This window comes from Streptosporangium sp. NPDC023615 (assembly GCF_040640155.1).
Lineage (GTDB): Bacteria > Actinomycetota > Actinomycetes > Streptosporangiales > Streptosporangiaceae > Streptosporangium.
Genome location: NZ_JBFABE010000077.1, coordinates 15187 through 39583, shown reverse-complemented (window position 1 = coordinate 39583; position 24397 = coordinate 15187). Strand labels below are relative to the sequence as shown.

Annotated in this window: 18 protein-coding genes and 1 pseudogene; 12 read left to right on the top strand and 7 right to left on the bottom strand. The window is 72.7% G+C overall.

Annotation, left to right across the window (positions count from 1 at the left end; genetic code table 11):
• Positions 1-258 precede the first annotated feature (258 nt).
• On the bottom strand, positions 259-816 hold the full coding sequence (locus AB0G16_RS33715) for a GNAT family N-acetyltransferase (RefSeq protein ID WP_362814258.1): 558 nt from the start codon (positions 814-816) through the stop codon (positions 259-261).
• A 234-nt stretch (positions 817-1050) separates the two neighbouring features.
• Between AB0G16_RS33715 and AB0G16_RS33710 the strand changes: the two genes are divergently transcribed.
• Complete coding sequence (locus tag AB0G16_RS33710; RefSeq protein WP_362814256.1) at positions 1051-3507, top strand: SNF2-related protein; 2457 nt, start codon at positions 1051-1053, stop codon at positions 3505-3507.
• On the opposite strand, the gene AB0G16_RS33705 is transcribed toward AB0G16_RS33710, so the two are convergent.
• The 3 genes from AB0G16_RS33705 to AB0G16_RS33695 form a co-directional block, all read right to left on the bottom strand.
• On the bottom strand, positions 3497-3745 hold the full coding sequence (locus AB0G16_RS33705) for an alpha/beta fold hydrolase (RefSeq protein WP_362814260.1): 249 nt from the start codon (positions 3743-3745) through the stop codon (positions 3497-3499). The genes AB0G16_RS33710 and AB0G16_RS33705 overlap by 11 nt on opposite strands.
• Before the next feature lie 22 nt (positions 3746-3767).
• Entirely contained in the window at positions 3768-4976 is a 1209-nt protein-coding gene (locus tag AB0G16_RS33700) for an acyltransferase (protein WP_362814254.1), read from the bottom strand.
• 993 nt (positions 4977-5969) lie between these two features.
• Complete coding sequence (locus AB0G16_RS33695; RefSeq protein ID WP_362814252.1) at positions 5970-6848, bottom strand: alpha/beta hydrolase; 879 nt, start codon at positions 6846-6848, stop codon at positions 5970-5972.
• 84 nt (positions 6849-6932) lie between these two features.
• On the opposite strand from AB0G16_RS33695, the gene AB0G16_RS33690 reads away from it, so the two are divergent.
• From AB0G16_RS33690 to AB0G16_RS33650, 9 genes are all read left to right on the top strand, one after another.
• A complete protein-coding gene (locus AB0G16_RS33690; RefSeq protein ID WP_362814250.1) occupies positions 6933-7475 on the top strand; it encodes a CGNR zinc finger domain-containing protein in 543 nt (180 codons plus the stop codon).
• Between the two features lie 11 nt (positions 7476-7486).
• Positions 7487-8092, top strand: coding sequence for a GNAT family N-acetyltransferase (locus AB0G16_RS33685; protein ID WP_362814248.1), 606 nt, complete (start codon positions 7487-7489; stop codon positions 8090-8092).
• 76 nt (positions 8093-8168) lie between these two features.
• Positions 8169-8741 carry a TetR/AcrR family transcriptional regulator gene (locus AB0G16_RS33680; RefSeq protein WP_362814246.1) on the top strand — a complete coding sequence of 191 codons (573 nt, stop codon included), beginning with the start codon at positions 8169-8171 and terminating at the stop codon, positions 8739-8741.
• A 256-nt stretch (positions 8742-8997) separates the two neighbouring features.
• A complete protein-coding gene (locus AB0G16_RS33675) occupies positions 8998-9333 on the top strand; it encodes a metalloregulator ArsR/SmtB family transcription factor (protein WP_362814244.1) in 336 nt (111 codons plus the stop codon).
• Entirely contained in the window at positions 9330-9788 is a 459-nt protein-coding gene (locus tag AB0G16_RS33670) for an SRPBCC domain-containing protein (RefSeq protein ID WP_362814242.1), read from the top strand. The genes AB0G16_RS33675 and AB0G16_RS33670 overlap by 4 nt, the downstream gene beginning before the upstream one ends.
• A gap of 31 nt (positions 9789-9819) precedes the next feature.
• Positions 9820-10284 carry a DUF6069 family protein gene (locus tag AB0G16_RS33665; protein WP_362814240.1) on the top strand — a complete coding sequence of 155 codons (465 nt, stop codon included), beginning with the start codon at positions 9820-9822 and terminating at the stop codon, positions 10282-10284.
• Between the two features lie 168 nt (positions 10285-10452).
• Entirely contained in the window at positions 10453-12492 is a 2040-nt protein-coding gene (locus AB0G16_RS33660; RefSeq protein ID WP_362814238.1) for a cellulose binding domain-containing protein, read from the top strand.
• Positions 12493-12887: 395 nt separating this feature from the next.
• On the top strand, positions 12888-14492 hold the full coding sequence (locus AB0G16_RS33655; protein ID WP_362814236.1) for an ATP-binding cassette domain-containing protein: 1605 nt from the start codon (positions 12888-12890) through the stop codon (positions 14490-14492).
• 348 nt (positions 14493-14840) lie between these two features.
• Complete coding sequence (locus tag AB0G16_RS33650) at positions 14841-16217, top strand: hypothetical protein (RefSeq protein WP_362814234.1); 1377 nt, start codon at positions 14841-14843, stop codon at positions 16215-16217.
• 60 nt (positions 16218-16277) lie between these two features.
• Here the strand turns inward: AB0G16_RS33650 and AB0G16_RS33645 are convergent, their stop codons facing one another.
• The gene (locus AB0G16_RS33645) at positions 16278-17789 is read right to left on the bottom strand and encodes an MDR family MFS transporter (protein ID WP_362814232.1); all 1512 of its coding nucleotides are present in this window, start codon (positions 17787-17789) and stop codon (positions 16278-16280) included.
• A 420-nt stretch (positions 17790-18209) separates the two neighbouring features.
• On the opposite strand from AB0G16_RS33645, the pseudogene AB0G16_RS33640 reads away from it, so the two are divergent.
• Positions 18210-19685, top strand: a pseudogene (locus AB0G16_RS33640) (BTAD domain-containing putative transcriptional regulator); the annotation flags it as partial.
• Positions 19686-21371: 1686 nt separating this feature from the next.
• Here AB0G16_RS33640 and AB0G16_RS33635 read toward each other — a convergent pair.
• Positions 21372-22208, bottom strand: a complete 837-nt coding sequence (locus AB0G16_RS33635; protein WP_362814230.1) for an ABC transporter permease — start codon at positions 22206-22208, stop codon at positions 21372-21374.
• Entirely contained in the window at positions 22205-23245 is a 1041-nt protein-coding gene (locus AB0G16_RS33630) for an ATP-binding cassette domain-containing protein (protein WP_362814228.1), read from the bottom strand. Before AB0G16_RS33630 ends, AB0G16_RS33635 begins: the two co-directional genes overlap by 4 nt.
• 300 nt (positions 23246-23545) lie before the next feature.
• Between AB0G16_RS33630 and AB0G16_RS33625 the strand changes: the two genes are divergently transcribed.
• Positions 23546-24373, top strand: coding sequence for a trypsin-like peptidase domain-containing protein (locus AB0G16_RS33625; RefSeq protein WP_362814226.1), 828 nt, complete (start codon positions 23546-23548; stop codon positions 24371-24373).
• Positions 24374-24397: the final 24 nt, after the last annotated feature.

Below are 24397 nucleotides of genomic sequence, written 5' to 3'. Positions count from 1 at the left end.
CGGCCGAGGCGGTCGCCGCGGGGGCGGAGGCCACTCCGGCGGCCAGCGAACCGGCGAGGACGGCTCCGGTGAGAAGGGTGCGCATCGTGCTCATCGTCATGCTCCTGTGCGGTGTTCGGAGGTGTTGCCGTTCGGACACCTCGAACACTAGGAAGATCCGACGAACCCTTCTGCGCAGGAATACACATATCTGGCCGAGTGTGTCCTATTACCCGTTCCCGCAGGCCACCGGGGAAGGAAACCCGGGGGGCCGCCGTCTCACGCCGGCCCGGCGGGTCCCGGACCGGGGAGATCCGTCCCGGTGAGGTCCCGGCGCCAGTCGTTGCAGCGTACGAGGTTTCCCGGCGGGTACTCGAAGTCGCACTCGGCCACGAGGACGAACCCGGCCCTGCGGCAGACCGCGTTCGACGGGAGGTTGCCGACACGGGGGAAGGCGTGCAGGTAGCGGTGCCTGTGCTCCGCCCCGGCCTCCCCGGCGACGGCCAGGGCCGCGGCGACCGCTATGCCCCTGCCCTGGAACTCCGGCAGGACGCCCCAGCCGGTCTCGTACACGACCTCCTCCCGCCAGTCGCGCTCCCAGTAACCGATGCTGCCGACCTTCCGGAGCTCCGGGAGCAGGACGATGCCGAACATCCGGCCCGTCCCCCTGCCGGAGCCGTCGACGTAGCGCCGGTGACGCTCCAGGAGCCTCTCCTCGGTCTCCGGGCCGCCCAGGTGCTCGGTCATCTCCGGCGCGTTGATGCGGCGCAGCAGGTCGAGGTCGGTCTCCGACCACGGTTCGAGCCGTACCTCCGGCATGTTCGTCCGCTCGGGCATGTCTCCTCCTCGTCGTGGACCGGTCGTCTGCGCGAGTGCGCCGAGTCTGCCAGCAGGCGCCGACACCCGCTCGCCGGCGGAGCCGACACCCAGAGGACGAAATACCTATAAAAGGGCCGCCGATGGGCAAATGCTGTGGCGGCGTCTCCGTTCCACGCCGGGCCGGTCGTTGACAACCCGCCCGGCCGTTGGCCACGGTGAAGCCTGCGATCCGGCCACGACCGAGGGGAGAGGGTGAGCGTGGGCGAGAGCGGGCGGCAGGACGCGGCACCCGCGCCCCGCAGGACACCGGCCCCCCGGAAACCGTCCACCGCCCAGAGGACGCCCGAGACGCGGAAGGCCCCCGCGAAAGGGGGGCACGCGAGCCGGGGGACGCCCCCGCCCCGGGGTGGCTTCCCGACGGGACGGGAGACGTCATCGCCCGGAGCAGGCTCCGGGAGGGACGCCCCGGCGGGACGAGTCCCGCCGGCCGCGCACGGGTCCTCACCGGGGCGGCCGTCCGGACCGGGCGAGACGCCCTCGCCCCGCCAGGCCAGGGCACTCTCCCTGCGGGCGGACCGCCTGCTGGCGCACGCGCGGGCCCTGCTCGCCGACGACGCGCGGGCCCACGCCGACGTCCACCGGGCGCTGTCCTCGCTCCGCTCCCGCCTGGCCCGCGCGGAGCTGGGCTCGATCCCGTTGACCCGCCTGAAGGACGTCACCGGCGGGCGGCTGCGGCTCGGTACCTTCGAGCAGGCCGGGTACGCGACGGTCCTCGACATCCTGGACAGCACGCCGTACGCGCTCCAGCTCCTTCCCGGGATCGGGGCGCGGACCGCGGGGCAGGTGCACGCCGCCGCCGGGCAGATCGCCCGGGCGGCGGAGGAGACGGTGGCCCTGCGGATCGACGTCGACGCCCAGGACCGCGAGACCACGGCCCTGCTGGTCGCGCTGAACCGGCTGGTGACCGCCGGCCCCGACCTGCCGCGCGCCCGCGCCGCCGCCGTCCGGATCGACGAGAGCCTCTCCTCGCTGCTGCCCGCCGCGCAACCGGCCGGCGGGCGGCTGCGGATGCTGCTCGCCGGCCGCAAGGGGCGCGACCGGGCCCGCGAGGCCGTCGCGCGGATCGCCGAGGTGCTCGCCGAGGCGAACGCGTCCGACATGTCGCTGCTGTTCGACCAGGCCTCGGTGGACCTGCTCCGCCCGCCGGTCTCCGACATCGAGGCGTGGGTCGACTTCGAGATCCGCGCGTCCGAGTACTACAACCTGCTCGCCGAGCTCGCCGCCCTCAAACCCGACCGCGCCGCCTCCGAGGGCTTCCTGCCCGACGACGTCTCGGCGCGGGTCAAGGCCCAGGACCTCGACGACACCCACCGCCGGGTCTCGCTGCGCGGCTACCAGTCGTTCGGGGCCCGTTTCGCCCTCGCCCAGCGCCGGGTCATCCTCGGGGACGAGATGGGACTCGGCAAGACCATCGAGGCCATCGCCGCGTTCGCGCACCTCAAGGCGGAGGGCGAGCGGCACTTCCTGGTCGCCTGCCCGGCCAGCGTCCTGCTCAACTGGGTACGCGAGATCGAGGCGCGCAGCACGCTCGCCGCCCACCCGCTGCACGGTCCCGGCCGGGCCGCGGCGCTGACCGGCTGGATCGACGCCGGCGACGTGGCGGTGACCACGCTGGACACGCTGCACCGCCTGGAGATCCCCGCCGACCTCCGGGTCGGGATGCTCGTGGTCGACGAGGCGCACTACGTCAAGAACCCGGAGACCCGCAGGTCCAAGGCGGTCGCCGCGTGGTGCGGCCGGAGCGACCGGGTGCTCTTCCTGACCGGGACCCCGATGGAGAACCGTGTCGAGGAGTTCCGCAACCTGGTCGGCCTGCTGCGACCCGACCTGGTCCCCTCCATCAGGGGCAGCGACGCCGCCGCGGGCGCGCGGGCCTTCCGCAGGGCCGTGGCCCCGGTCTACCTGCGCCGCAACCAGGAGGACGTGCTGACCGAGCTGCCCGACCTCGTCCACGTGGACGAGTGGGAGGAGTTCAGCGCGGCGGACCTGGCCGCCTACCGCAGGGCGGTGGCCGACGGGAACTTCATGGCGATGCGCCGTGCCGCCTACGCCGTGCCCCGGACGTCGGCCAAGCTGCACCGGCTGCTGGAACTGGTGGACGAGGCCGCGGGCAACGACCTCAAGGTCGTGGTCTTCTCCTACTTCCGCGACGTCGTCGCCGCCGTCCAGGACGCCCTCGGCGGCCGGGCGTACGGCCCGATCTCCGGCGACGTGAGCACCGTGGACCGCCAGCGGATCGTCGACGAGTTCACCGCGGCCTCCGGGCACGCCGTCCTGCTCGGCCAGATCCAGGCGGGCGGGGTCGGCGTCAACCTGCAGGCCGCCTCGGTCGTGATCATCTGTGAGCCCCAGGTCAAGCCGACCATGGAGAGCCAGGCCGTGGCCAGGGCGCACCGCATGGGTCAGGTCCGCAAGGTCCAGGTGCACCGCCTGCTGACGGCCGACAGCGTCGACCAGCGCATGCTCGACATCCTGCGCGGCAAGGCCGGGCTCTTCGACGTCTACGCCCGCCGCAGCGACCTGGCCGAGTCCACCCCCGACGCGGTCGACATCTCCGAGCAGTCGCTGGCCCGCCACATCGTCGAGGAGGAGCAGCGGCGGCTCGCGCTGGAGCCCGCGCCGGTGGCGCGGGAGCCGTTCAGGAGGTGATGAGGGCCGGCAGGCCGGTGTTGAACTCGTCCTCGTGGGCGCCGACCAGGCCGTGCGGGCTGCCCGGGTAGACCTTCAGGGTGGCGTCCCTGATGAGTTTCGCCGACTTCGGGCCGGCGCCGATGGGCACGATCCGGTCGTCGTCACCGTGCGCGACCAGCGTCGGGACGTCGAAGCGCTGGGCGGACCGGACATGCTCCGACGTTGGGCAGCGCGAGGCCCCGACAACCGGTCGGATGACCCCATGGGGCGAAATTCGATCACGTGCTCAACGGCCTTTGACCCGGGACGAGATCCGGTGCGGGATCCGGTACGGGCGGGGAGCCCGGGGTCTCCGGCACGGGCGGGTGGGCCGGGGCCCGCCGGCGGGCGAGGCGCCTGCCCAGGCGCTGGGCCGGGGCCTCGACCAGGCGGTGGGTCAGGTGGCAGAGCGGCACCAGGACGAGGAGGAACGTCACGAGGTTCGGGCTCACCCGCAGCAGCAGCGGGTGGAGCAGGTAGAGGGAGAAACTGATCACCCCGAGGTGGGCGAGCGGGCGGGGGAACCGCCGGTGCCGCAGCAGGAAGGCGCCCCCGAAGAAGACCACGGCGAGCACGATCGCCGGCGCCCAGCCCGGGTCGTCCTTGGCGGGGAGGCCGCAGGCCGTCACCGCCAGCACGGCGGCGACGGCGGTACGCCACCGGATCGTCCCCTGCTCCGCGCGGTACACGGCGGTGCCGGCGAACATCAGGGCCAGGATCGTCAGGCCCTGCCAGGGACCGATCCGGCTGCCCAGGATCACCAGGACCAGACCGAGGACGCCGCCGGTCACCGCGGCGGTCGTGCGCGCCGCGCCGCGGGACCGGGCCGACACGACGACGACCGCGACGACCGCGACGGCGAGGAGCGCGGCGACCAGGTCGGCACGGCCGCGGATGACCGGTCCCGTCATCAGCAGTCCCAGCGGTACGGCCACCGCCACCAGCACGGTCGCGACGGCGGCCGACCGGTGCGCCTGCCCGGTGGCGAACAGGGCGACCGCCAGCAGGTAGAACGCCATCTCGTAGGAGAGGGTCCACATCACGTCGACGACGGCGGGCACGCCGAGCAGTTCCTGCAGCATCGTCACGTTCCCGAGCGCGACGAGCGGCGCGGGACGCGTCCCCAGACCGGGATGGAGGGCGAACGCACCGGCGTACGCGAGCAGGAGCGCCAGGCCGAGCGCGACGAGCAGCAGGGGGAGCAGCCGGAAGGCCCGCCCGACCCAGAAGGCCCGCAGGTCACCGCGCCGTTCCAGGGAGGCGGGGATGATGTAGCCGCTGACCAGGAAGAACACGAAGACGCCCCAGGTGCCGACGTCGATCCTGCGGTCCACCTCGGCCCACGGACCCGGGACGAAGGTCCAGCCGGAGTGGTGCAGTACGACGGCCAGGGCGGCGGGTCCGCGAAGGGCGTCCAGCCAGGCCAGCCGGGAGGGGGTCGAGGCCATTCGCCCGACTTTAGGCGATCCACCGCGCATCCGGCCTCGAATCCTTCCCCGGGCTCGTCCCCGGGCGGCCTCGTCCCCTCCTCCGGTCTCGTCGCCGCCCGGCCTCGGTCCCCTGCCACCTCGTCGCCGCCCGGCCCCGGCTCCCCTGCCACCTCGTCGCCGCCCGGCCCCGGTGCCCCGCCCCCGCCGGTCGCCCGCGTGGGCGGCGGGGCCTCCTCTCGACACCGGATATCTACGGCTATTTCTGTGCATCGGCGATATCTCCCCACGGCCTTTCGGCAAGCCATCCATCCCGCTGGGAGTCGTTTTGCCGTTAGCAGGAACGGCCGGTGCGAGCATCGCCGAAGAGTCAGAACCGATCATGACAACTGGGGGAAAAATGCTCCGAAAACTGATCCCGGCCCTGGTCGTGGTCGCGGCCGCCGGGTCTCCGGCCACCGTGACCGCGGCGTGGGCGGGGGGGACGTCGGCCGCTTCGGCGGTGCGGGCGGTCGGCACCGCCACGGCCGGCCAGGCGACCGGTACGTGCGCTCCCGGGTCGCCGTGCGCGCTGGTCAACTGCGGTCCGGGCCGTGTCTGCGTGCCCTCGCCCAAGTACTGCGTCACCACGCCGTGCCCGCAGTACGACTGCGTGCCGGTCTCGTCGCCGGGGGGATACTGGCCCTCCTACCCGGCCGGGTACCCGTATCCGGGGTGGAGGCCTCCCTACCCGGGCTGGCGTCCGCCGTACCCGAGCTGGCGTCCGCCGTACCCGACCCAGTGGCGACCTCCGTACCCGGGCTGGCGTCCGCCCTACCCGGGCCAGTGGCGTCCGCCGTACCCGGCACCGCGGCCCCCGTACCCGGGACCGCGTCCGCCGTACCCGGGACCGCGGCCTCCGTACCCCGGGCCGGGACCTGTCCACGCGAGCCGTTAGGCCGATGACGGACCCCGTCGGAGGACGAGCAGGGCCCCGTTCCCCTCGTCCTTCGGCGGGTGGCGTGGCACGCGGCGTCAGGAGGCGGCGGTGAGGCGCTCGCCGACGAAGTCCGCGATGAGCGGGGCGATCTCGGGGAGGCACTCCTCAAGGGCGAAGTGGCCGGTCTCGAAGAGATGGAGCCGCGCGTCCGGCAGGTCGCGGAGGTAGGCGCGGGCACCGGCCTCGGTGAAGAACGGGTCCCTCCTGCCCCAGACGACGAGGGTGGGCGGCCGGTGCTCGCGCAGCCAGCGCTGCCAATCGGGGTAGCGGGCGAGGTTCGAGTGGTAGTCCAGCAGCAGATCGGCCTGCGCGTCCCTGCGGCCGGGAAGGTCCAGGAAGTGCTGGTCCAGGGTCCAGCCGTCCGGGGCGACGAGCGCGACGTCGGAGGCGCCCTCCTCGTACTGGCCGCGGGTGACCTCGAGGTCGAGCATCCGCCGGACGTTCTCCTCGGCTCCGGGGACACCGGGCCGGTTGGCGATCGCCTCCCGGGCCAGGTCCGACAGGCCGTCCTCGTAGGCGTTGGCGTTCTGGACGATCAGACCGGTGATCCGCCCGGGACACCGGGTGGCCAGCCGGAAGCCGACCGGCCCTCCGAAGTCGAAGGTGTACATCACGAACCCGTCGAGCCCCAGCACCGACACGAACCCCTCCAGGACGTCCGCCAGCCGGTCGAAGGAGTAGGTGAAGCCCTCGGGCACCTCGGTGTGCCCGAAACCCGGCAGGTCCGGGGCGATCAGCCGGTACCGGTCGCCGAGGGCGTCCATCAGCCGCCGGAACTGGTGCGAGGCCGACGGGAAACCGTGCAGCAGGAGCAGCACGGGCGCGTCCGGCGTCCCGGTCGGAGCGGTCTGCCGGTAGAAGACGCGGACCCCGCCGACGTCCAGGAAGCCGTGGGTCACAGGGGGAACGATCATTCACATGCCTTTCTGCGGAGATTAGGCATTAGTTATAACCACGCCCGTTCTAATGCGTCAACCGATGGATGTACCATTAGTGACATGATCCTGGTCGGTGAGCCCCTCGCGCTCGACCTGCTCAACACCCGGTGGCGCGACGGCGACCTGCTGGGGTCCGGCGCCCTGTTCCGCGACTGGCTGGCCGCGCAGCGGGACCGCCTGACCCCGCCGGAGGCGGAGGTCGACCTCGACGCGGTACGGCTGCTGCGCCAGGCGGTCCGGGAGTGCGTCGAGCACGCCCGCGCGGGTGGGACACCCCCGGCTCCGGCGCTGCGCACCGTCAACGAGGCCCTGCGGCACGCGCCCGCCCATCGCGAGCTGGTCTGGCCGGACGTCCTCGTCAGGCGCGGCGGCGACGTCACCGAAAGGCTGCTCGCCGAGCTCGCCGAGGCCGCCGTCGACCTGCTCACCGGCCCCGCCCTCGGCAGGGTCCGCGGCTGCGCGGGTCCGGAGTGCAGCCTGCTCTTCCTGCCGGCCCACCCCGGCCGCCGCTGGTGCTCCCCCGCCCTGTGCGGCAACCGGGTCCGCGTCGCCCGCTACTACCGGCGCCACAACGCCTCCGCGCCCACCGCGAGACCGGAGTGAAAGGATCGGACGTGCGTCTGCTGCCCTTCGACGAGGTCCACGCGGCCACGGTCGCCGGCTGGCCCGCCTCACCGCGGGAGGTCGAGATGTGGTGCGCGCGGAAGGAGTTCCCGCTGCCGCCACGGGTCGTCACCGGCTGGCAGGGGGAGCAGGACGTCCGCTCCCACCTCCTCTTCGACGGCCTGTCCGACGGCCCCTCCGAGGGCCTGTCCGGCGGCCTGTCCAGCCGCCTGTCCGGCGGCGCGGGCCCGATCGGCTATGGGGAGCTCTGGCTCGACCCCGAGGAGAACGAGGTCGAGCTCGCCCGGATCATCGTGGCCCCCGGGGCCCGGGGCAGGGGCGTCGGCCGGGAACTGGTGCGGGCGCTGACGCGCCAGGCCCGTGACACCGGCATGGCGGACGTCTTCATGCGGGTCCACCCGGGCAACGACCGGGCCCTGCGCTGCTACCGGGGAGCCGGCTTCCTGCCGGTCGACCCCGCCCTGGCCGCGACATGGAACGTCCCCCAGCCGATCGACTACGTGTGGCTGCGCCACGCCGAACCCGAGGAGCCCGTGGAACCCGGGGAGCCCGGGGGGTCGGCCGGGCCCGCCGAGCCGGGGCCGCCGCCGTCATGACACCCTGGTCGCCGTACGGGAGGGAGCAGCCCTGCGTAGCCGTGACAGTGTCACTAGCCCCACTAGAATCGCCACCATGTCGGTCAGGGCCCGCCGGGAGCGTGAGCGAGCGGAGCGAGAGCGGCTGATCGTCACCACCGCGCGGGAACTGGCCGAGTCCGAGGGGTGGGACGCGGTCACCACGCGACGGCTGGCCGAGAAGATCGAGTACAGCCAGCCGGTCCTCTACAGCCATTTCACGGGCAAGGACGCCATCATGGCGGCGGTGGCGGCGGAGGGCTTCACCGATCTGGCCGCCGAGCTGCGTGCGGCCCGCCTGTCGGCGACCGGCCCCCGGCAGGCCGTCGTCGATGTCGCCACGGCGTACTCCGCGTTCGCCGAACGCCGATCCGCCCTGTACGACGCGATGTTCGCCCACCGCGCCGACCCGCCGCCCACCGGCCCCGGCGCGCCGGCCTCCCAGCGGGAGGTCTTCGCCGAGTTGTACGAGGCCCTGCGGCCGCACGCGGGGGACGACGACCCGGAGACGTTCACCGAGACCTTCTGGAGCGGGCTGCACGGGCTCCTCGCGCTCGCCCGTTCCGGCAGGCTCCGGCCGGAGGACCACAAGCGACGGCTGGAACTGCTGGTCGGCCGTTTCTCGGGCTGACCGGCCCACGACAGGCCGCCGCCCCCGGCCCGGCCGCCACCGCCGCACCCGCCCGTCCGTCACCGCCGCACCCGCCCGTCGGCCACTCCGTCCGCCCGTCCGGAGGAGACCGTCCCGGTCGCGGGCACGGCGGGTCCCGATCGGCCGTGGACGTGCCCCCTCCGGATCAGGGCGTACCGACCCGATGGCATGAGACCTGCCGTACGGACGCCGCCTGTCATTGCACCTTTCGGTTCAGTGTCCTACACTGAACCACATGGTTCAGCAATTGGCGCTCGATCGGGCGTTCTCAGCGCTGGCGGACGCGACCCGACGGCAGATCCTGATCCGCCTGGCCGAGGGGCCGGCCTCGATCGGCGAGCTGGCCGAGCCGGCCGGCATGTCGCTGACCGGCATGAAGAAGCACGTGCTCGTCCTGGAGAACGCCGGCCTGGTCGTCACCGAGAAGGTCGGCCGGTCACGGCAGTGCCGCCTGGGAGCCGAACGACTGGAGGACGCCATGGCCTGGATCTCCTTCTACCAACGCCTCTGGGAACGCAGGCTCGACGGCCTCGACGCCTACTTCACCCTCGAGAAGGGAACCGAACGATGACCGAACAGACCGACACCGCCCAGCTGCGCATGACGCGCGTGCTCCCCGCCAGCCCCAAGGAGGTCTTCGACGCCTACACCGACGCGGAGAAGCAGAAGATCTGGTTCAGCATCCTCGACGAGCAGCCCGGCATCGTCGAGATCGAGGTCGACCTGCGCGTCGGCGGACGGCAGACCGCCGTCTGGGGGCCGGATCGCGACACCCTGTTCCGCGAGACGCAGACCTTCGTGGTCATCGACCCCCCGCACCGCCTCGTCACCGAGTCCACCGGCAGCGGCCCGGACGGGTCGACCATGACGACGGCGGTCGAGGTCACCTTCGAGGAGCACGAGAGGGGAACGCTCCTCACCGTGGTGCAGAGCGGGTTCCCCGACGCCGAGACGCGCGACTTCTTCAGCGGGCACGTCTGGGTCGGGGCGTTCGACCGCATCGAGGCCTACCTTCTCCGCCGTTAGTGGCGGCCGGAGCCGTACGGCGGAGACGCGCATGACACCGTCACCCGACGCGGGCGATCACCCTCGGGAGCGGCGGCCACGCCGGCCCGGCCGGGTGGGCGTCGTCGCCGCGACCGTGGCCGCCGCGACGGCCGTCAACCTCGTCGTCCACGCGCTCGGACGTGCCGCCGGTGGCACGTTCCGGTTCACCGCCTCCGGCCGGGTCGCCGAGGTGGACGCCCTGACGGTGGCCGGATTCACCGTCGTGCCCCTGCTGGCGGGGATGACCGTGGCGGCGGTGCTCTCCCGCCGCCTGCGCTGGGTCGTTCCCGCCGCGCTGGTCATCGCCCCGGTGCTCGCCCTCGGGACCGTCGTCGTCATGACGGTTCCCGCCGATCTCGACCCCGTCGCCAAGGTCACCCTGGCACTGTGTCACGTCACGCTCGTGCCCGTGACGGTCGCGGGACTGCTGGCACTACGCGGGCTCGACCGCCGGCGTACACGCCTCCTCCCATGACGCACCGGTACGGGTGCCGGGCGCACCGGCGTCCTGCCCCGTACCGGCCGCCGATGTGAAAGTTTCAACGCCGGTTGACGGATGTGGGACGACCATTCATGATCATGTTGCCTCCGGGTCAGGAGGGGGTGTCGCGTGAATGCCACTACCCGTTGCCGAGGTGCACCGATGCCAAGAACCCTTTTACGGGCCGCGTCCGCCGTCCTGCTGACGCTGGCCACCCTGAACGTCCCCGCGGCACACGCCGAGGAGGCCGACCCGGTCGAGGTGACCGTCAACGCCCGTGCCGCGCTCGCCACCGTCCCCGAGACCGGCATCGGCACCAACCATGCGATCTGGGACACGCAACTGGGCACCGACACGACCGCCGACCTGCTCAAGGACGCGGGCGTGAAGGTGCTGCGCTATCCCGGCGGCTCGTACTCCGACATCTACCACTGGGCCGACCACACCGCTCCCGGCGGCTACGTGGCCCCCAACACCGACTTCGACACCTTCATGCGCGGCGTGCGGCGCACCGGCGCGCAGCCGATGGTGACCGCCAACTACGGCACAGGTACGGCGCAGGAGGCCGCGGCCTGGGTCCGGTACGCCAACGTCACCAAGGACTACGGCGTCAAGTACTGGGAGATCGGCAACGAGAACTACGGCAACGGCCGCTACGGCGAGCCCTGGGAGGCCGACAACCACGCCGACAAGAGCCCGGCCGAGTACGCGCGCCACGTCGTGGCCTACTCCGACGCGATGAAGGCCGTCGACCCGACCATCAAGATCGGCGCGGTGCTGACCACGCCGGCCAACTGGCCCGACGCCATCGTCGCCGACGGTGACAGCGGGAGCTGGAACGACGTCGTCCTGGCGGCCGCCGGATCGAAGATCGACTTCGTGATCCTGCACTGGTACCCCGCCGCCTTCGACAAGGCCGGGCACATCCCCGACATGATCGAACTCACCCGCCGGCAGATCGCCAGGCACGTCGGGGCGGGCTCGGAGCGGATCGGCATCGCGATGACCGAGTTCAACACCGGGTCGAACAGCGGCGGCACGACGACCCAGCCCGGCGCGCTGGCCGCCGCCGACTCCTACGCGACGCTGCTGGCCAACGGGGTGTTCACCGTCGACTGGTGGAACGTCCGCAACGGCATCGGCACCGTCACGCAGGTCGAGGGGCACACCGACTACGGCGACTTCGGCCTGCTGTCGAGCGGGACGTGCACCGCCGACAACAGCGTCTGCGAACCGGCGGTGAACACGCCCTTCGCGCCGTACTACGCGCTCCAGATGGTGAGCAGGTTCGCCCGTCCCGACGACCGGTTCATCCGGGCCGCGACCGACCAGGCGAAGGTCGCCGCGCACGCCGTGCGCCGTCCCGACGGCGACCTGGCCGTCCTGCTGATCAACACCTCGTCCGACACGTCCTACCCCGTCACGATCGACTACGCCGGCTTCAGCCCGGCGGCCGGGGCGCCCACCGTGCTGACCCACACCAACGGCGCCACGAGCATCACCACCGCGACCACGGGCAGCGCGACCGCCCAGACGCTGCCGCCGCTGTCGATGACCACGATCGTCCTGCGTCCCGCCTCGGTCCAGGCCGGACTGCCGGGCGCGCCGGGGCAGCCGGCGGTCTCGGGCGTGACGGACACCACCGCCACGATCTCCTGGCCCGCCGCCCCCGCCGGCACCCGCCCGGTCGTGAAGTACGAGGTCAACCGTCAGAACGGAGCCGTCAGCGAGCAGATCGGCGAGACGGGCGGCACCTCGATCACCGTGAACAACCTGAAGCCGGGCACGCGGTACACGATCAACGTGATCGCGCGGGACGGCGGCGGCGGCACCTCGGCGCCGTCCCTGCCGCTGACGTTCACGACCGGCACGCCCGCCTCAAGCGCGTGCTCGGTGCGCCTGACCAAGCAGTCCGACTGGTCCAACGGCTACGTCGGCGCCATCGACATCACCAACAACGGCGCGCCGCTCAGCGGCTGGACCCTGGCCTTCGGCTGGCCCAGGGCGTGGCAGAGCCTGGGCAGCGGCTGGAGCGCCGTCTGGACGCAGACCGGGCGGGACGTCAAGGTCGTCAACGAGCCCGGCAACGGCTCGCTGGCCACCGGCGCGACGGCCACGGTCGGGTTCGTCGGCAACTACAGCGGCCCGAACACGCTGCCCGCCGTCTTCACCCTCAACGGCACCGTCTGCACGACCCGGTAGCCGCGACGGGGCCGTCCCTCGTCCGGACGGCCCCGTCCCCTCCCTGACGGTCCCGTACCCCGTCCCCCCCGGACGGTCCACCCCCGCACCTCCCGGACGGCTCCCCGGGCGCCTCGTCCCCTCCCGCGCGTGCCGGTCGCGACACGCGCCCGTCCGCGTAATCGCGTTGACACCCCCCACGCCCCGCTCGTACGGTTCGAAGGTCCCTGTCGTCGTCGATCGGAGCGCGACGTTGTACGTCTGAGGTCTGAGACACCGTGCCGCGCAGCGCCCGTCCGTCGCTGCCCGCGTGCCCGTGTGCGACCTCGGCCGCAGAGCCGTCCGCCCGGCAGGGTCCTCCCTTCGCGGTGTCTCCATCCGTCGCCATGTTCTCCTCGCAGCGACCGGAGGCCTCCATGTCTCACACCCCCGCCTTTCTCACCTGCTCGTCCCTCTCCTTCGCCTGGCCCGACGGGACGGGCGTGTTCGACGACCTCCGGCTGACCGCCGGCCCGGGCAGGACCGGCCTGATCGGGCTCAACGGCTCGGGGAAGTCGACCCTGCTGCGGCTGCTGGCCGGCGAGCTCACCCCCTCCGCGGGCACGGTCAGGGCCTCCGGCGACATCGGGTACCTCCCGCAGACGGTCGTCCTCGACACCGGCCTGCGGGTGGACCAGGCCCTCGGCGTCGCCGCCGCACGGGCCGGGCTGCTCGCCATCGAGGCGGGTGACACGGGCGAGGAGCACTTCGCCGCGGTCGGCGACGACTGGGACGTCGAGGAACGGGCCCGCGCCACCCTCGACCAGCTCGGGCTCGGGCACGTCGGCCTCGACCGCGCCGTCGGCGAGCTGTCGGGCGGTGAGTGCGTTCTGCTCCGGCTCGCCGCGCTGCTGCTGGCGCGCCCCGCCGTCCTCCTGCTGGACGAGCCGACCAACGATCTCGACCTGGTCGCCAGGGAGCGGCTCTACGCGGCCGTGGACTCCTGGTCCGGCGTGATGGTCGTGGTGAGCCACGACCGCGCCCTGCTGGAGCGGGTCGACCGGATCGCGGACCTGCGCGACGGCGAGGTGCGGTGGTACGGCGGGAACCACTCCGCCTACGAGGAGGCGCTGGCCCGGGAACAGGAGGCCGCCGAGCGAACGGTGCGGGCCGCCGAGGCCGACGTGCGGCGGCAGAAGCGGGAACTGGCCGACGCCCACGTGAAGCTGGCCAGGCGGGTGCGGTACGGCCAGAAGATGTACGACACGAAACGGGAGCCGCGGGCCGTCATGAAGGCGCGCAAACGGGCCGCGCAGGTGTCCGCGGGCAAGCACAGGATCATGCACGCCGGCAAGCTCGCCGAGGCCAGGGAGCGCCTCGACGAGGCGGTGGAGGCCGTACGCGACGACGACGAGATCAGGATCGAGCTGCCGCGCACCGTCGTCCCGGCGGACCGGACGGTCCTGACCCTGCGCGGTCTGCGCCTGCCGTACGGGGCGCCGACCGGCGTGACCCTCGGACGGGCGGACGGCGGGCTGGACGTCCACGGTCCGGAACGGATCTCCCTGACCGGACGCAACGGCTCGGGCAAGACGACCCTGCTGCGCACGATCGCCGGAGAGCTGAGGCCGGCCTCCGGCGAGGTGCGCGTCCACGTCCCGCTGCGTTTCCTGCCGCAGCGGCTCGACATCCTGGACGACTCCCTGAGCGTGGTCGAGAACGTGGCCCGTCTCGCGCCCGGGGCGGCGAACAACACGATCCGTGCCCGGCTCGCGCGCTTCCTCTTCCGGGGGGCGAGCGCCGACCGGCCGGCCGGCACGCTCTCGGGCGGGGAGCGTTTCCGTGCCTCACTGGCGGCCCTGCTGCTGGCGGAACCCGCGCCGCAACTGCTCCTTCTGGACGAGCCGACCAACAACCTGGATCTGGCGAGCGTCAGACGGCTCACGGAGGCGCTGGAGGCGTACGAGGGAGCGTTGATCGTCGCGAGTCACGACGTGCCGTTCCTGGACTCGATCGGCGTCACCCGCCGACTGACGCTCTGAGCCGCGGGCGGCCGGTTCCCCCTTGGGGAACCGGCCGTCCCCGCACCGGGTGAACGCGCCGGCCGATCCGGGCCGCCGAGCCGCCGGGGACACAGAACCCGTACGGCCCGGACGAAACATAATAAATTAGCGCAAACCAGCGCACCGGAATTGTCGAACGCCGCGGCCGGGACGAATGCGGCCTCTCGACCGGGTGTCCTCACAGGGACAGGCGATACCTGGTAATTGCCGGGATGACGCGCCAGGATTAAGCTTCGCAAGCCATCATTTCCGCTGAAATATCAACCTCATTTCGGCGTGGATTCGTTTCCCGGTTCACCGTCGCGCCTCTCCCGAAAGGAGCCCACCATGTTTCCCGCCCAGCCATCCCCCGACAGCGGCATGCGGGGGGACCGTTCCAAGACGAACCGCGACCCCGGCTCGGTCGCGCCGACCGCCTTCCAGCTGCTGCTGACGCGCCTGGAGGACCACGTCAAGGAGGCGGGGATCACCCAGGGCACGGTCTGCGGCGGCGCGGTCGCGGATTTCTGCGCGGCGGTCCCGGACCCCCAGCTCGACACCCTCGCCGCGCCCGCGCAGGCCGTCCTGGACAACCACATCGACGCGGCGATGCACGCGTGCTCGCCCATGGTCGACGGGTCCTCGGTCGCGACCTACGCGTCGATGGTCACCTCCAGGGCGACCAGCACCTACACGTCGGCCAACAACATCGTCGCCACCGAGAACGAGGGCGTGCGGGTGGGCGCGGCGGTGCGCGCGCGCATCGACCCGTACGTCGTCGCCCGCGAGCGGCAGCTCTACCTGAACCACGCCGACGTCCCGGCCGACCTGAAGGGCCTCATCCGGAACCACGCCCCCGGCTCGCTCGTCGACCCCCTGGTCGAGGCGGCCGACCAGGCCCTGCGGGCGGTGAACGCGCCCGGTGATCCCACCCCGGGCGACAAGACCGCGCTGACCCAGGCCCTGGAGGCCCTCCCGGTCGTCCAGGCCATGTACGGCGACAAGCTCGCCACCGGCTCCGGTGCCCAGGGCGGCACCCTGCCCAACATCACGGCCACCCCCGCGTGCAAGGCACAGAAGCACTTCGACAAGCACGTCGAGCGGTTCTACAAGAACGCGCCGACCGGCATGATGATCTACGCCGCCCTGGTGCAGCCGTCGCGCAGGCCCCCCGAGAAGCACGTGTCGAACATCGAGGTCACCGAGGACACCGTCGAGCCCGGCCGGTTCTGGCTCGGCACCCGGGTGACGCAGTACCGGGCGAACGCCGCACGCGTGGGCAACAAGGTGCGCCTCTCGGTGATGGACGACATCCCGACGGTGGTGCACGAGATCGGACACCAGGTCGAGTTCTACCTTCCCGCGATCGAATGGACGCGCCTGCACCAGATCATCAGAACGAGAATGACAAGCCCCACGCTCGTCAACATCTATCCCGAGTCGAAGAAGATCGAACCGGCCTTCGACGTCGGCGCCATGCCGGCGTTCGAGGCGTACTACGCGAAACCGACCGAGCAGAGGGCCGGGAGGTACTATCCCGCCAAGCTCTACACCTCGGGTGACACCGAACTGCTCTCCATGACCGTGCAGTTCTTCAGCCGTCCCGACACCGCCACGCTCATGATCCGGCACGACCCGGTGCTCGCGGCGACCGTGCTGCGCGCCATCCGCCCCGACGACTTCGCGAACTTCCCCGCCAACCTGCTGGCCCTGCTCCCCACGTAGCCCCCCGCCCCCGGGCGAGGGGACGGGGGCGGAGGTGGACACCCGTGACGGCGGTCGCCGTCACACCGGTGTCATCGGCCGGGTCTCCTCGGCCTCGTCGATCTCGTCGATCTCGTCGGCCTCGCCGGTCTCCTCGCTCTCGTGGGCGCCGTCCGCCCGCGCGGGCAGGAGCAGGGCGGTGACGACCACGATCACGGACAGCGCAGCGCCGATGATGAAGGCCAGCCGCATGCCGTCGAGGTCGGCGAGCACCTTCGTGACCCCCGCGGACTCCAGGGCGGCGGCGCGCGCGCTCATCACGGTGACGACCAGCGCGGTGCCGATGGCCGCCGCGACCTGCTGCAGCGTGCTCAGGATCGAGCTGGCGTGGGAGTAGAGCGGCGGCGGGACCGCCCCGAGCCCGAGGGTGAAGACCGGGGTGAAGGTCGCGGCCAGGCTCACCATCAGCAGCGCGTGCAGGCCGAGGAGCTGCCAGATCGGCATGGTCATCGTGATCTGGGTGAAGCCGGTGAGCGCGAGCGCGATGCCGATCGCGCCGGGGACGACCAGGACGCGGCCGCCGAACCGGTCGAACAGGCGGCCGATGGTCGGGCCGAGCAGTCCCATCGCGAGGCCGCCCGGCATCACGAGGAGCCCGGTCTGCAGGGCGCTGAGCCCGCGGACGTTCTGCAGGTACAGCGGCAGCAGGATCATCGAGCCGAGCATCGCCATGAAGGCCACCGACATCAGGACCAGCGCGACCGTGTAGGTGCGGTACCGCAGGGTGCGCAGGTCCAGCAGCGGCACGTCGCGCTTCTGCAGCGACAGCTGGCGCAGCACGAAGACGACGATGGCGGCCAGGCCCGCCGCCACGATCGCGACGGCGGTGACGACGTCGTCCTCGAACCGGCTGAGCCCGTAGACCAGGCTGCCGAAGCCCGCGGCCGCGGTCACCACGCTCAGCCAGTCGACGGTGCTGTACTTGGCCTCGCCGACGTTCTTGAGGCGCTTCAACCCGAACCAGGTGATCACGGCGGCGATGGGGAACACCACGGCGAACAGCAGGCGCCAGGAGCCGAACTGCAGGATCACCCCCGAGACCGTCGGGCCCATGGCGGGCGCGACGGAGATGGCCAGGGACAGGGTGCCCATCACCCGGCCCCGGTCCCGCTCGGGCACGACCTGCATCAGCGTGGTCATCAGCAGCGGCATCATCACGGCCGTCCCGGACGCCTGGACGATGCGGGCGCCCAGCAGCACCTCGAACGACGGCGCGAGACCGGCCAGCGCCGTGCCGGTCAGGAACAGGCCCATCGCGGTGGTGTACGCGGCGCGGGTGGAGAACCGCTGCAGGAACCAGCCGGTGATCGGGATGACGGCGGCCATGGTCAGCATGAAGGCGGTCGAGAGCCACTGAGCGGTCTGCTCGGTGATGTCCATCGCCTCCATCAACCGAGGGATCGCGTTGATCATGATCGTCTCGTTGAGGATGACCACGAAGGTGGCGAGCACCAGCAACCGGATCACGGGCGGGGTACGACCCGGGACGGTGGTCTCGGACGTGGCGGGTGAGTCGGACTGCGGGATGTGCACGGCTCCTCAATCAGGATCATCGGATGCGGCATGGTCGTGGCTGGCGTTCCAGCCGTGGGTCTCAGAAGAAGTCGTCGTCCCGTAAGAGTGACGGACACCACCGACAAAACTCATCGCCCTTCCCCAGCATTTCGGCAGGCGCCTGGGGATGTCACCCGGTTTTCCCCGGCCGACGACGCCCCCGGATCGCGGGGGAATCACCCGGATCGCCCCGTGACCTGTGCGAACACCGCGCTCGTGACACCCGGCCGCGAATCAGCAGGGTGACGAGCGCCACGGACCGGCGGCGGTCCCCGCACCCGGACGCCCCGGATCGGCGTCGGTCCCCGGGCCCGGGCGCCCCGGCCGCGGCGGCTCACGCGGGCGGCGCCGCGGGTGAGACTCCCGGGTCCCGCCGCGACCTGTCCGTAAGCTGGGGACGTGTCCCCCGCACTGGTCCTGCTCGACGGTGTCCGCTGGCAGGGTGCGCGCGTGATCGGCGATCGCGCCCGCACCCTGCTGGCCGTGCTCGCCCTGCACGGGCGCGCGGGAGCCGGTGAGGGTCACCTGATCGAGGAACTGTGGCCCGAGGAGGCTCCGGCCAACCCGGCGAAGGCGCTGCAGGTGGTCGTCTCGCGGACCAGGGCGGCGACCCGTGCCGACGTCGTGGTACGGACCCCGCGTGGTTACCGGCTCGGGCTGCCCGCCGACCAGGTGGACGCGCTGCTGCTCGGCGCGCTGGTGGAGCGGGCACGGGCGGCGTTGGACGAGAACGACACGGCGCTCGCGCGGCGCCGCGCCGAGGAGGCCATGGACCTGGTGGCCGGCGGCCCGGACGGCGGCCCGGACGGCGCCACGGGCCCGCTCGCCGAGCTGAGGGGCGCCGCGGCGGGGTGGGCGGCCGAGGCGCGACGGGTGGCGGCGATCGCACGAGGCCGGAGCGGCGCCCACGAGAGCGCGCTGCCACTGCTGGAGGAGGTCGCGGCCGACCGGCCGCACGACGAGGAGGTGCTCGCCTGCCTGCTGCGCAGCGAGGCCGCCGTACGGGGCGCCGCCGCCGCCCTGGAGCGCTACGAGCGGTACCGCGCGGGTGTGGCCGCGCGGCTCGGCACCGGGCCGGGGCCCGAACTGGCCCGCGTGCACGCCGGGCTCCTGGTCGCCGACCGGCCGGTGCGCCAGGGCGTCCTGTTCGACGGCTCCTCGCTGCTCGGCCGCGACGACGACATCCGCGCGCTGCACGCCCTGTTGGAGACGAACCGGGTGGTGTCCGTCGTCGGTCCCGGCGGGCTGGGCAAGACGCGGCTGGCCCACGTCGTCGGCAGGAACGCCGCCCAGCCCGTCGCCCACTTCGTCGAACTCGTCGGCGTCTCCTCGCCGGAGGGCGTGGTGGGCGAGGTGGGCTCGGCGCTCGGGGTGCGGGACTCGGTCGGCGGGCGCCGTTCGATGACCGCCGGGCGGCGCTCCGACGTCCGCGCCCGGATCGCCGAGCACCTCGACCAGGCTCCGGCGCTGCTGATCCTGGACAACTGCGAGCACGTGATCGAGGCCGTCGCCGACCTGGTGTCGTTCCTGACCGTGACGACCCGCGACCTGCGGGTGCTCGTCACCTCGCGCGCTCCCCTGTCGATCCCCGCCGAACGCGTCTACCCGCTCGGCGAGCTGCCCGCGGGCGACGCGGTCGCGTTGTTCCGCCAGCGCGCCACGGCCGCCCGCCCGGACGCGCTGATCGACGAGGGAGCGGTCGGGAAGGTCGTCGCCCGCCTCGACGGGCTGCCGCTCGCGATCGAGCTGGCCGCGGCCAGGGTGCGGACGATGTCGGTGGAGGAGATCGCGCGGCGTCTGGCGGACCGGTTCGCCCTGCTGCGCGGCGGGAACCGTACGGCCCCCGACCGGCACCGGACGCTGCTCGCGGTCATCGACTGGTCGTGGAACCTGCTCCAGGAGCCCGAGCGGCGGGCGTTGCGGTGGTTGTCGCTGTTCGGCGACGGCTTCACGCTGGCCGCCGCCGAGCACGTCCTCGGCCCGGACGCCCTGCGCGCCGTGGACGCGCTGGCCGAGCAGTCGATGCTGAGCGTCCGCGAGACGGCGTACGGACTGCGCTACCGGATGCTGGAGACCGTCAGGGAGTTCGGGCGGATGCGGCTGGGGGAGGCCGGGGAGGAGACGGCCGCCCGGGAGGCGCAGCGGGCCTGGGCGACGGCGTACGCCCTCCGGCACGCCTTCAGGTTGTTCGGCCCGGGGCAGTTCGCGGCGGCCGACGCGTTGCGCGCCGAGGAGGGCAACCTCGCCGACCTGCTCCGCCGGGCTCTGGCCGAGAGCGACCCGGTCACGACGGTCCGGCTGCTGGCCGGTGTCGGCGCGCTGTGGTCGGTCCGCGGCGACCACTCCCGCGTCCTCGTCCACCACGACGCGATCACTCAGACGATCACCGGCTGGACGCCGCCCCCGGACCTCGTCGAGGTGACCAGGGTCGCCGCGATCATCACGCTCGCGAACATCACGATCACCGCCGACCGCCATGCCGACTCGCTGCGCGACCTGCTGCGGGCGCTGCCCGCCGACGACACGATGGACTCCCGGGTGACGGCGATGGCCGCGGTGCTGCTCGCCTGTGACACGACCGGCCACGACATGCGCCGGCGACTGGCGGAGCTGTGCCGGAGCACCGACCGCGACGTGGCCCGGGCAGCGGCGCAGATGAGCACCCACGTCCTGGAGAACGCGGGGGACGTGACCGGGGCGATCGAGGCCGCCGAGCGGACCCTGACGATGGTCGGCGAGGACGAGGGGCCGTGGGCCGTCGCGATCACGCACGCCGTACTGGCCCATCTGACCATGCGGCTCGGCGACCGCCGGCGGGCGGTCGGGCACGCGCGGACCGCCATCCCGGTGCTGAGCCGGCTCGGCGCCGGCGACGACGAGACCCAGCTCCGCTCGGTGCTGCTGATCTCCGCGCTCGCCGACGGCGATCTCGGCACCGCCGAGGCCGAGCTCGCCGAGATCACGCGGAACAGCGACACCGAGACGGTGCTCAGCGGGGTGGCGATCGGCTCGCTCTGCGCGGCCGAGATCGCCCTCGCCCGCGGCGAGACGGCCGCCGCGCTCGCGCAGTACCGCCTGGCCGTCCAGCGGGCGCACGCCCTGCGCCTGCCGGGCGTGGCCCACACGGAGCTCACGCCGTGGTCGGTCGCCGCGATGTCGGTCACCCTGACGGCGTACGCGCACCACGCCCCGCCCGAGGAGGTCCGGTACGGCGAGGAGCTGTTCTCCAAGGTCCTGGACCACGACCTGCTGCCCGTGGAGAACCCGGTCCTGGACTACCCGTTGTGCGGCTCGATGCTGTTCGCGCTCGGTTCCTGGGGGCTGCTGCGCGGGGCCGTGGCCCCGCGCGACGCGATCGGGCTGCTGGTGCTGGCCGAGCGGTTCGCGTACCACAACAGCCTGCCCAGCATGGCCTTCGAGCGGATCGAGCCGCACGCGGAGCGGGCCGCGCCCGGGATGATCGCCGCCCTGCGGGCCGGGTACGGCGACCGCGACGGCCCCGACCTGCTCGGCGAGGCGTGGGGCCTCGTCGAGCGGGTCTGCGGCCGTGACGGGCGGAGGTCACAGGTGCCGCTTGTAGCTGCGCACCGACAGCGGCGCGAAGATCGCGATGACGATCAGGCCCGCCAGGAGCGTCCAGGCCACCTCCCCGCTGACGACGCCCCCGTTGGCGAGGTCGCGGGCGGCCGTGACCAGGTGTGAGACCGGGTTGACCCGTACGAACGCGGCCAGCCAGCCGGGCAGGGTCTCGACGGGCACGAACGCGTTCGACAGGAAGGTCAGCGGGAACAGGATCATCATCGAGATGCCCTGCACGGCCTGGGCGCTCCGGGCGACCGTGCCGACCCAGGTGAACACCCACGCCAGCGACCAGCCCGTGAAGATCGCCAGCAGGATCGCGGCGAGCACGCCCCACACCCCGCCGCCCGGGCGGTAGCCCATCACCAGGCCCATGCCGAAGGTCAGGGTGGCCGCGATCGTGTAGCGCAGCAGGTCGGCCACCATCGGGCCGGCGAGCGGTGCGATCCGGGCGATCGGCAGCGACTTGAACCGGTCGAAGACGCCCTTCTCCAGGTCCTCGCGGAGCTGCGTGCCCGTGGCCATGCACGTCGTCAGCACGGTCTGGGCGAGGATGCCGGGGATCATCAGGGGAAGGTAGCTCTGCACGTCACCGGCGATGGCGCCGCCGAAGATGAAGGCGAACATCGCGGTGAACAGGATCGGCTGCAGCGCCACGTCGAAGAACTGCTCGGGGTTGCGGCGCATCTTCTTGAGCGCCCGCCACGCCATCATCAGGGTCTGGCCGAGGGTCTCCCCCGGCGAGACGCGCCGCCGGGCGGCCGCCACACGGTCGGCGGTAGGGACCGTCTCGCGGGCGGGTGCGGTCACGGTGCTCATCGGTTCTCCTTCGTGCCGGTCTCGTCGTCGCCGGTCGTCCCGTCGCCGCCCGTCCCGTGGCCGGTGAGGGCGAGGAAGACCTCGTCCAGGCTTGGCTTGGCCACGCTCACCGAGGAGATCGACACCCCGGCGGTGCGCAGCGCGATCAGTACGTCCGCGGCCAGGTCGGCCTGGTCGAGGGCGACGTTGAGGCGGCCCCGCTCCGGGCTGAGGACCGGGTCGGAGCCGAGGACGCGCCGCACGACCTCCACGGCGACCGGCACCTCGTCCGGTTCGGCCAGCAGCACCTGGAGGGTGGAGTCGCCGACCGCGGTCTTCAGCTCGTCGGGGGTGCCCTCGGCGACCTTGCGGCCGTGGTCGATGACGGCGACGCGATCGGCGAGCTGGTCGGCCTCGTCCAGGTACTGCGTGGTCAGCAGCACCGTGCAGCCGTCGGCGACCAGCTCCCGGATGGTGTCCCACATCTGGCCGCGCGTGCGCGGGTCGAGACCGGTGGTGGGCTCGTCGAGGAAGATCAGCGGTGGCGTGGTGATCAGGCTGGCCGCCAGGTCGAGGCGCCGGCGCATGCCTCCGGAGAACTGCGCGATCGGCCTGTCGGCGGCCTCCTCCAGGCCGAACCTGCCCAGCAGCTCCGTGGAGACGCGCCGGGCGCGCGGCGCGGCGATGCCCTGCAGGCGGCTGAAGAGCCAGAGGTTCTCGCGGGCGGTCAGGTTCTCGTCGACCGACGCGTACTGCCCGGTGACGCCGACCAGTTGCCGGATCACGTGCGGTTCGCCGGCCACGTCGACCCCGAAGATCTCGGCGCGGCCCGCGTCGATCCCCAGCAGGGTGGCCAGCATCCGCAGCATGGTGGTCTTGCCGGCGCCGTTCGGGCCGAGGACGCCGAAGATCTCGCCGGGGCGTACCTCCAGGTCGATCCCGTCGACGGCACGGTGATCGCCGAACGTCTTCACGAGTCCCTGCGCGCGTACGGCCGGACGGGTGTCCCCATCGGTGATCGGACCGCCCCCGGCGCGTCCGAGTTCTGTGATGCTCATGGCCTCACTCTCGGTGAGACGGGTTTCACGCCACCCTCGGCCGGGTTTCACCGGTTTCAGGGAGGCCGCGCGCCGCAGGAGGCCGGTCGGCGCGCGTGTCCGGCGGCGGGAGAACGGCCCGGAAGGGCATCGCTCCTGGCGCACTCCCCGGCGCGGAGGGTCCTCGCGGCAAGGGTGACCAAGCCGTCCGGACCGGAACGCCGTCGTCGTACCGTGCGCGCCAGGCCGCGGAACCGGTTCCCAGGGAGTTTTCAGGCGAAGTTTGTAGCACTTTCGACTGAGATTTACGAGTATGAGGCAATGGAGCGTGCGCCGCAGGGGGCCGAGGCGGCCGAGGCTCGTGGAGGCGCGCCCGCGAGGACCCGGCGCCTCGCCGCCGGGGGTGGCGTGCTCGTCGTCGTGGCGCTGCTCGCGTACTGGCTGGGAGGCGGGGGGAACGGCGCAGACGCCGTGCCCGCGCCGAGCGCGACGCCGACGCCCAGCGCGGCGCTCACGGTGCCCGACGTCTTCGAGAGGGTCGGGCCGTCGGTGGTGGTCGTCCAGGCCGGGAAGTCCCTCGGGACCGGTGTGATCGCGGCCGAGGACGGAACGATCCTGACGGCGCACCACGTCGTCGAGGACGCCCCGGGCAAGGACGCGTCGGACGAGGACGCCGGGGACGTCACCGTGACGTTCGCCGACGGCACCCGGGCGAAGGCCGTCGTCGCGTCCTCGGACCCCGAGCGCGACATCGCGACCCTCAAGCCCGCGAAGCTGCCGGAGATCCTCGTGCCGGCGACGCTCGGCGGCGCCGCGACCGTGGGCGCGCCCGTCGTGGCGATCGGCAATCCGCTGGGCCTGACCTACAGCGTCTCCACCGGCGTCGTGTCGGGCCTGAACCGCAGCGCCGCCCGCATCGACAAGGGCCGCGGCCTGAGCGGGCTCATCCAGTTCGACGCCTCCGCGAACCCGGGCAGCTCCGGCGGCCCCCTGCTGGACGCCCGCGGCCTGGTCATCGGGATCGTCGTCTCGATCGCCGACCCGGGAGGCGACGAGGCGTTCGCCGGCATCGCGTTCGCGGTGCCGATCGGCGCGGCCCTGGGCGGCGGTGACGGCGACGGACCACCGGGCGACGGACCCCAGATCTGACCGAAGCGCCACGAGAGGGAACAC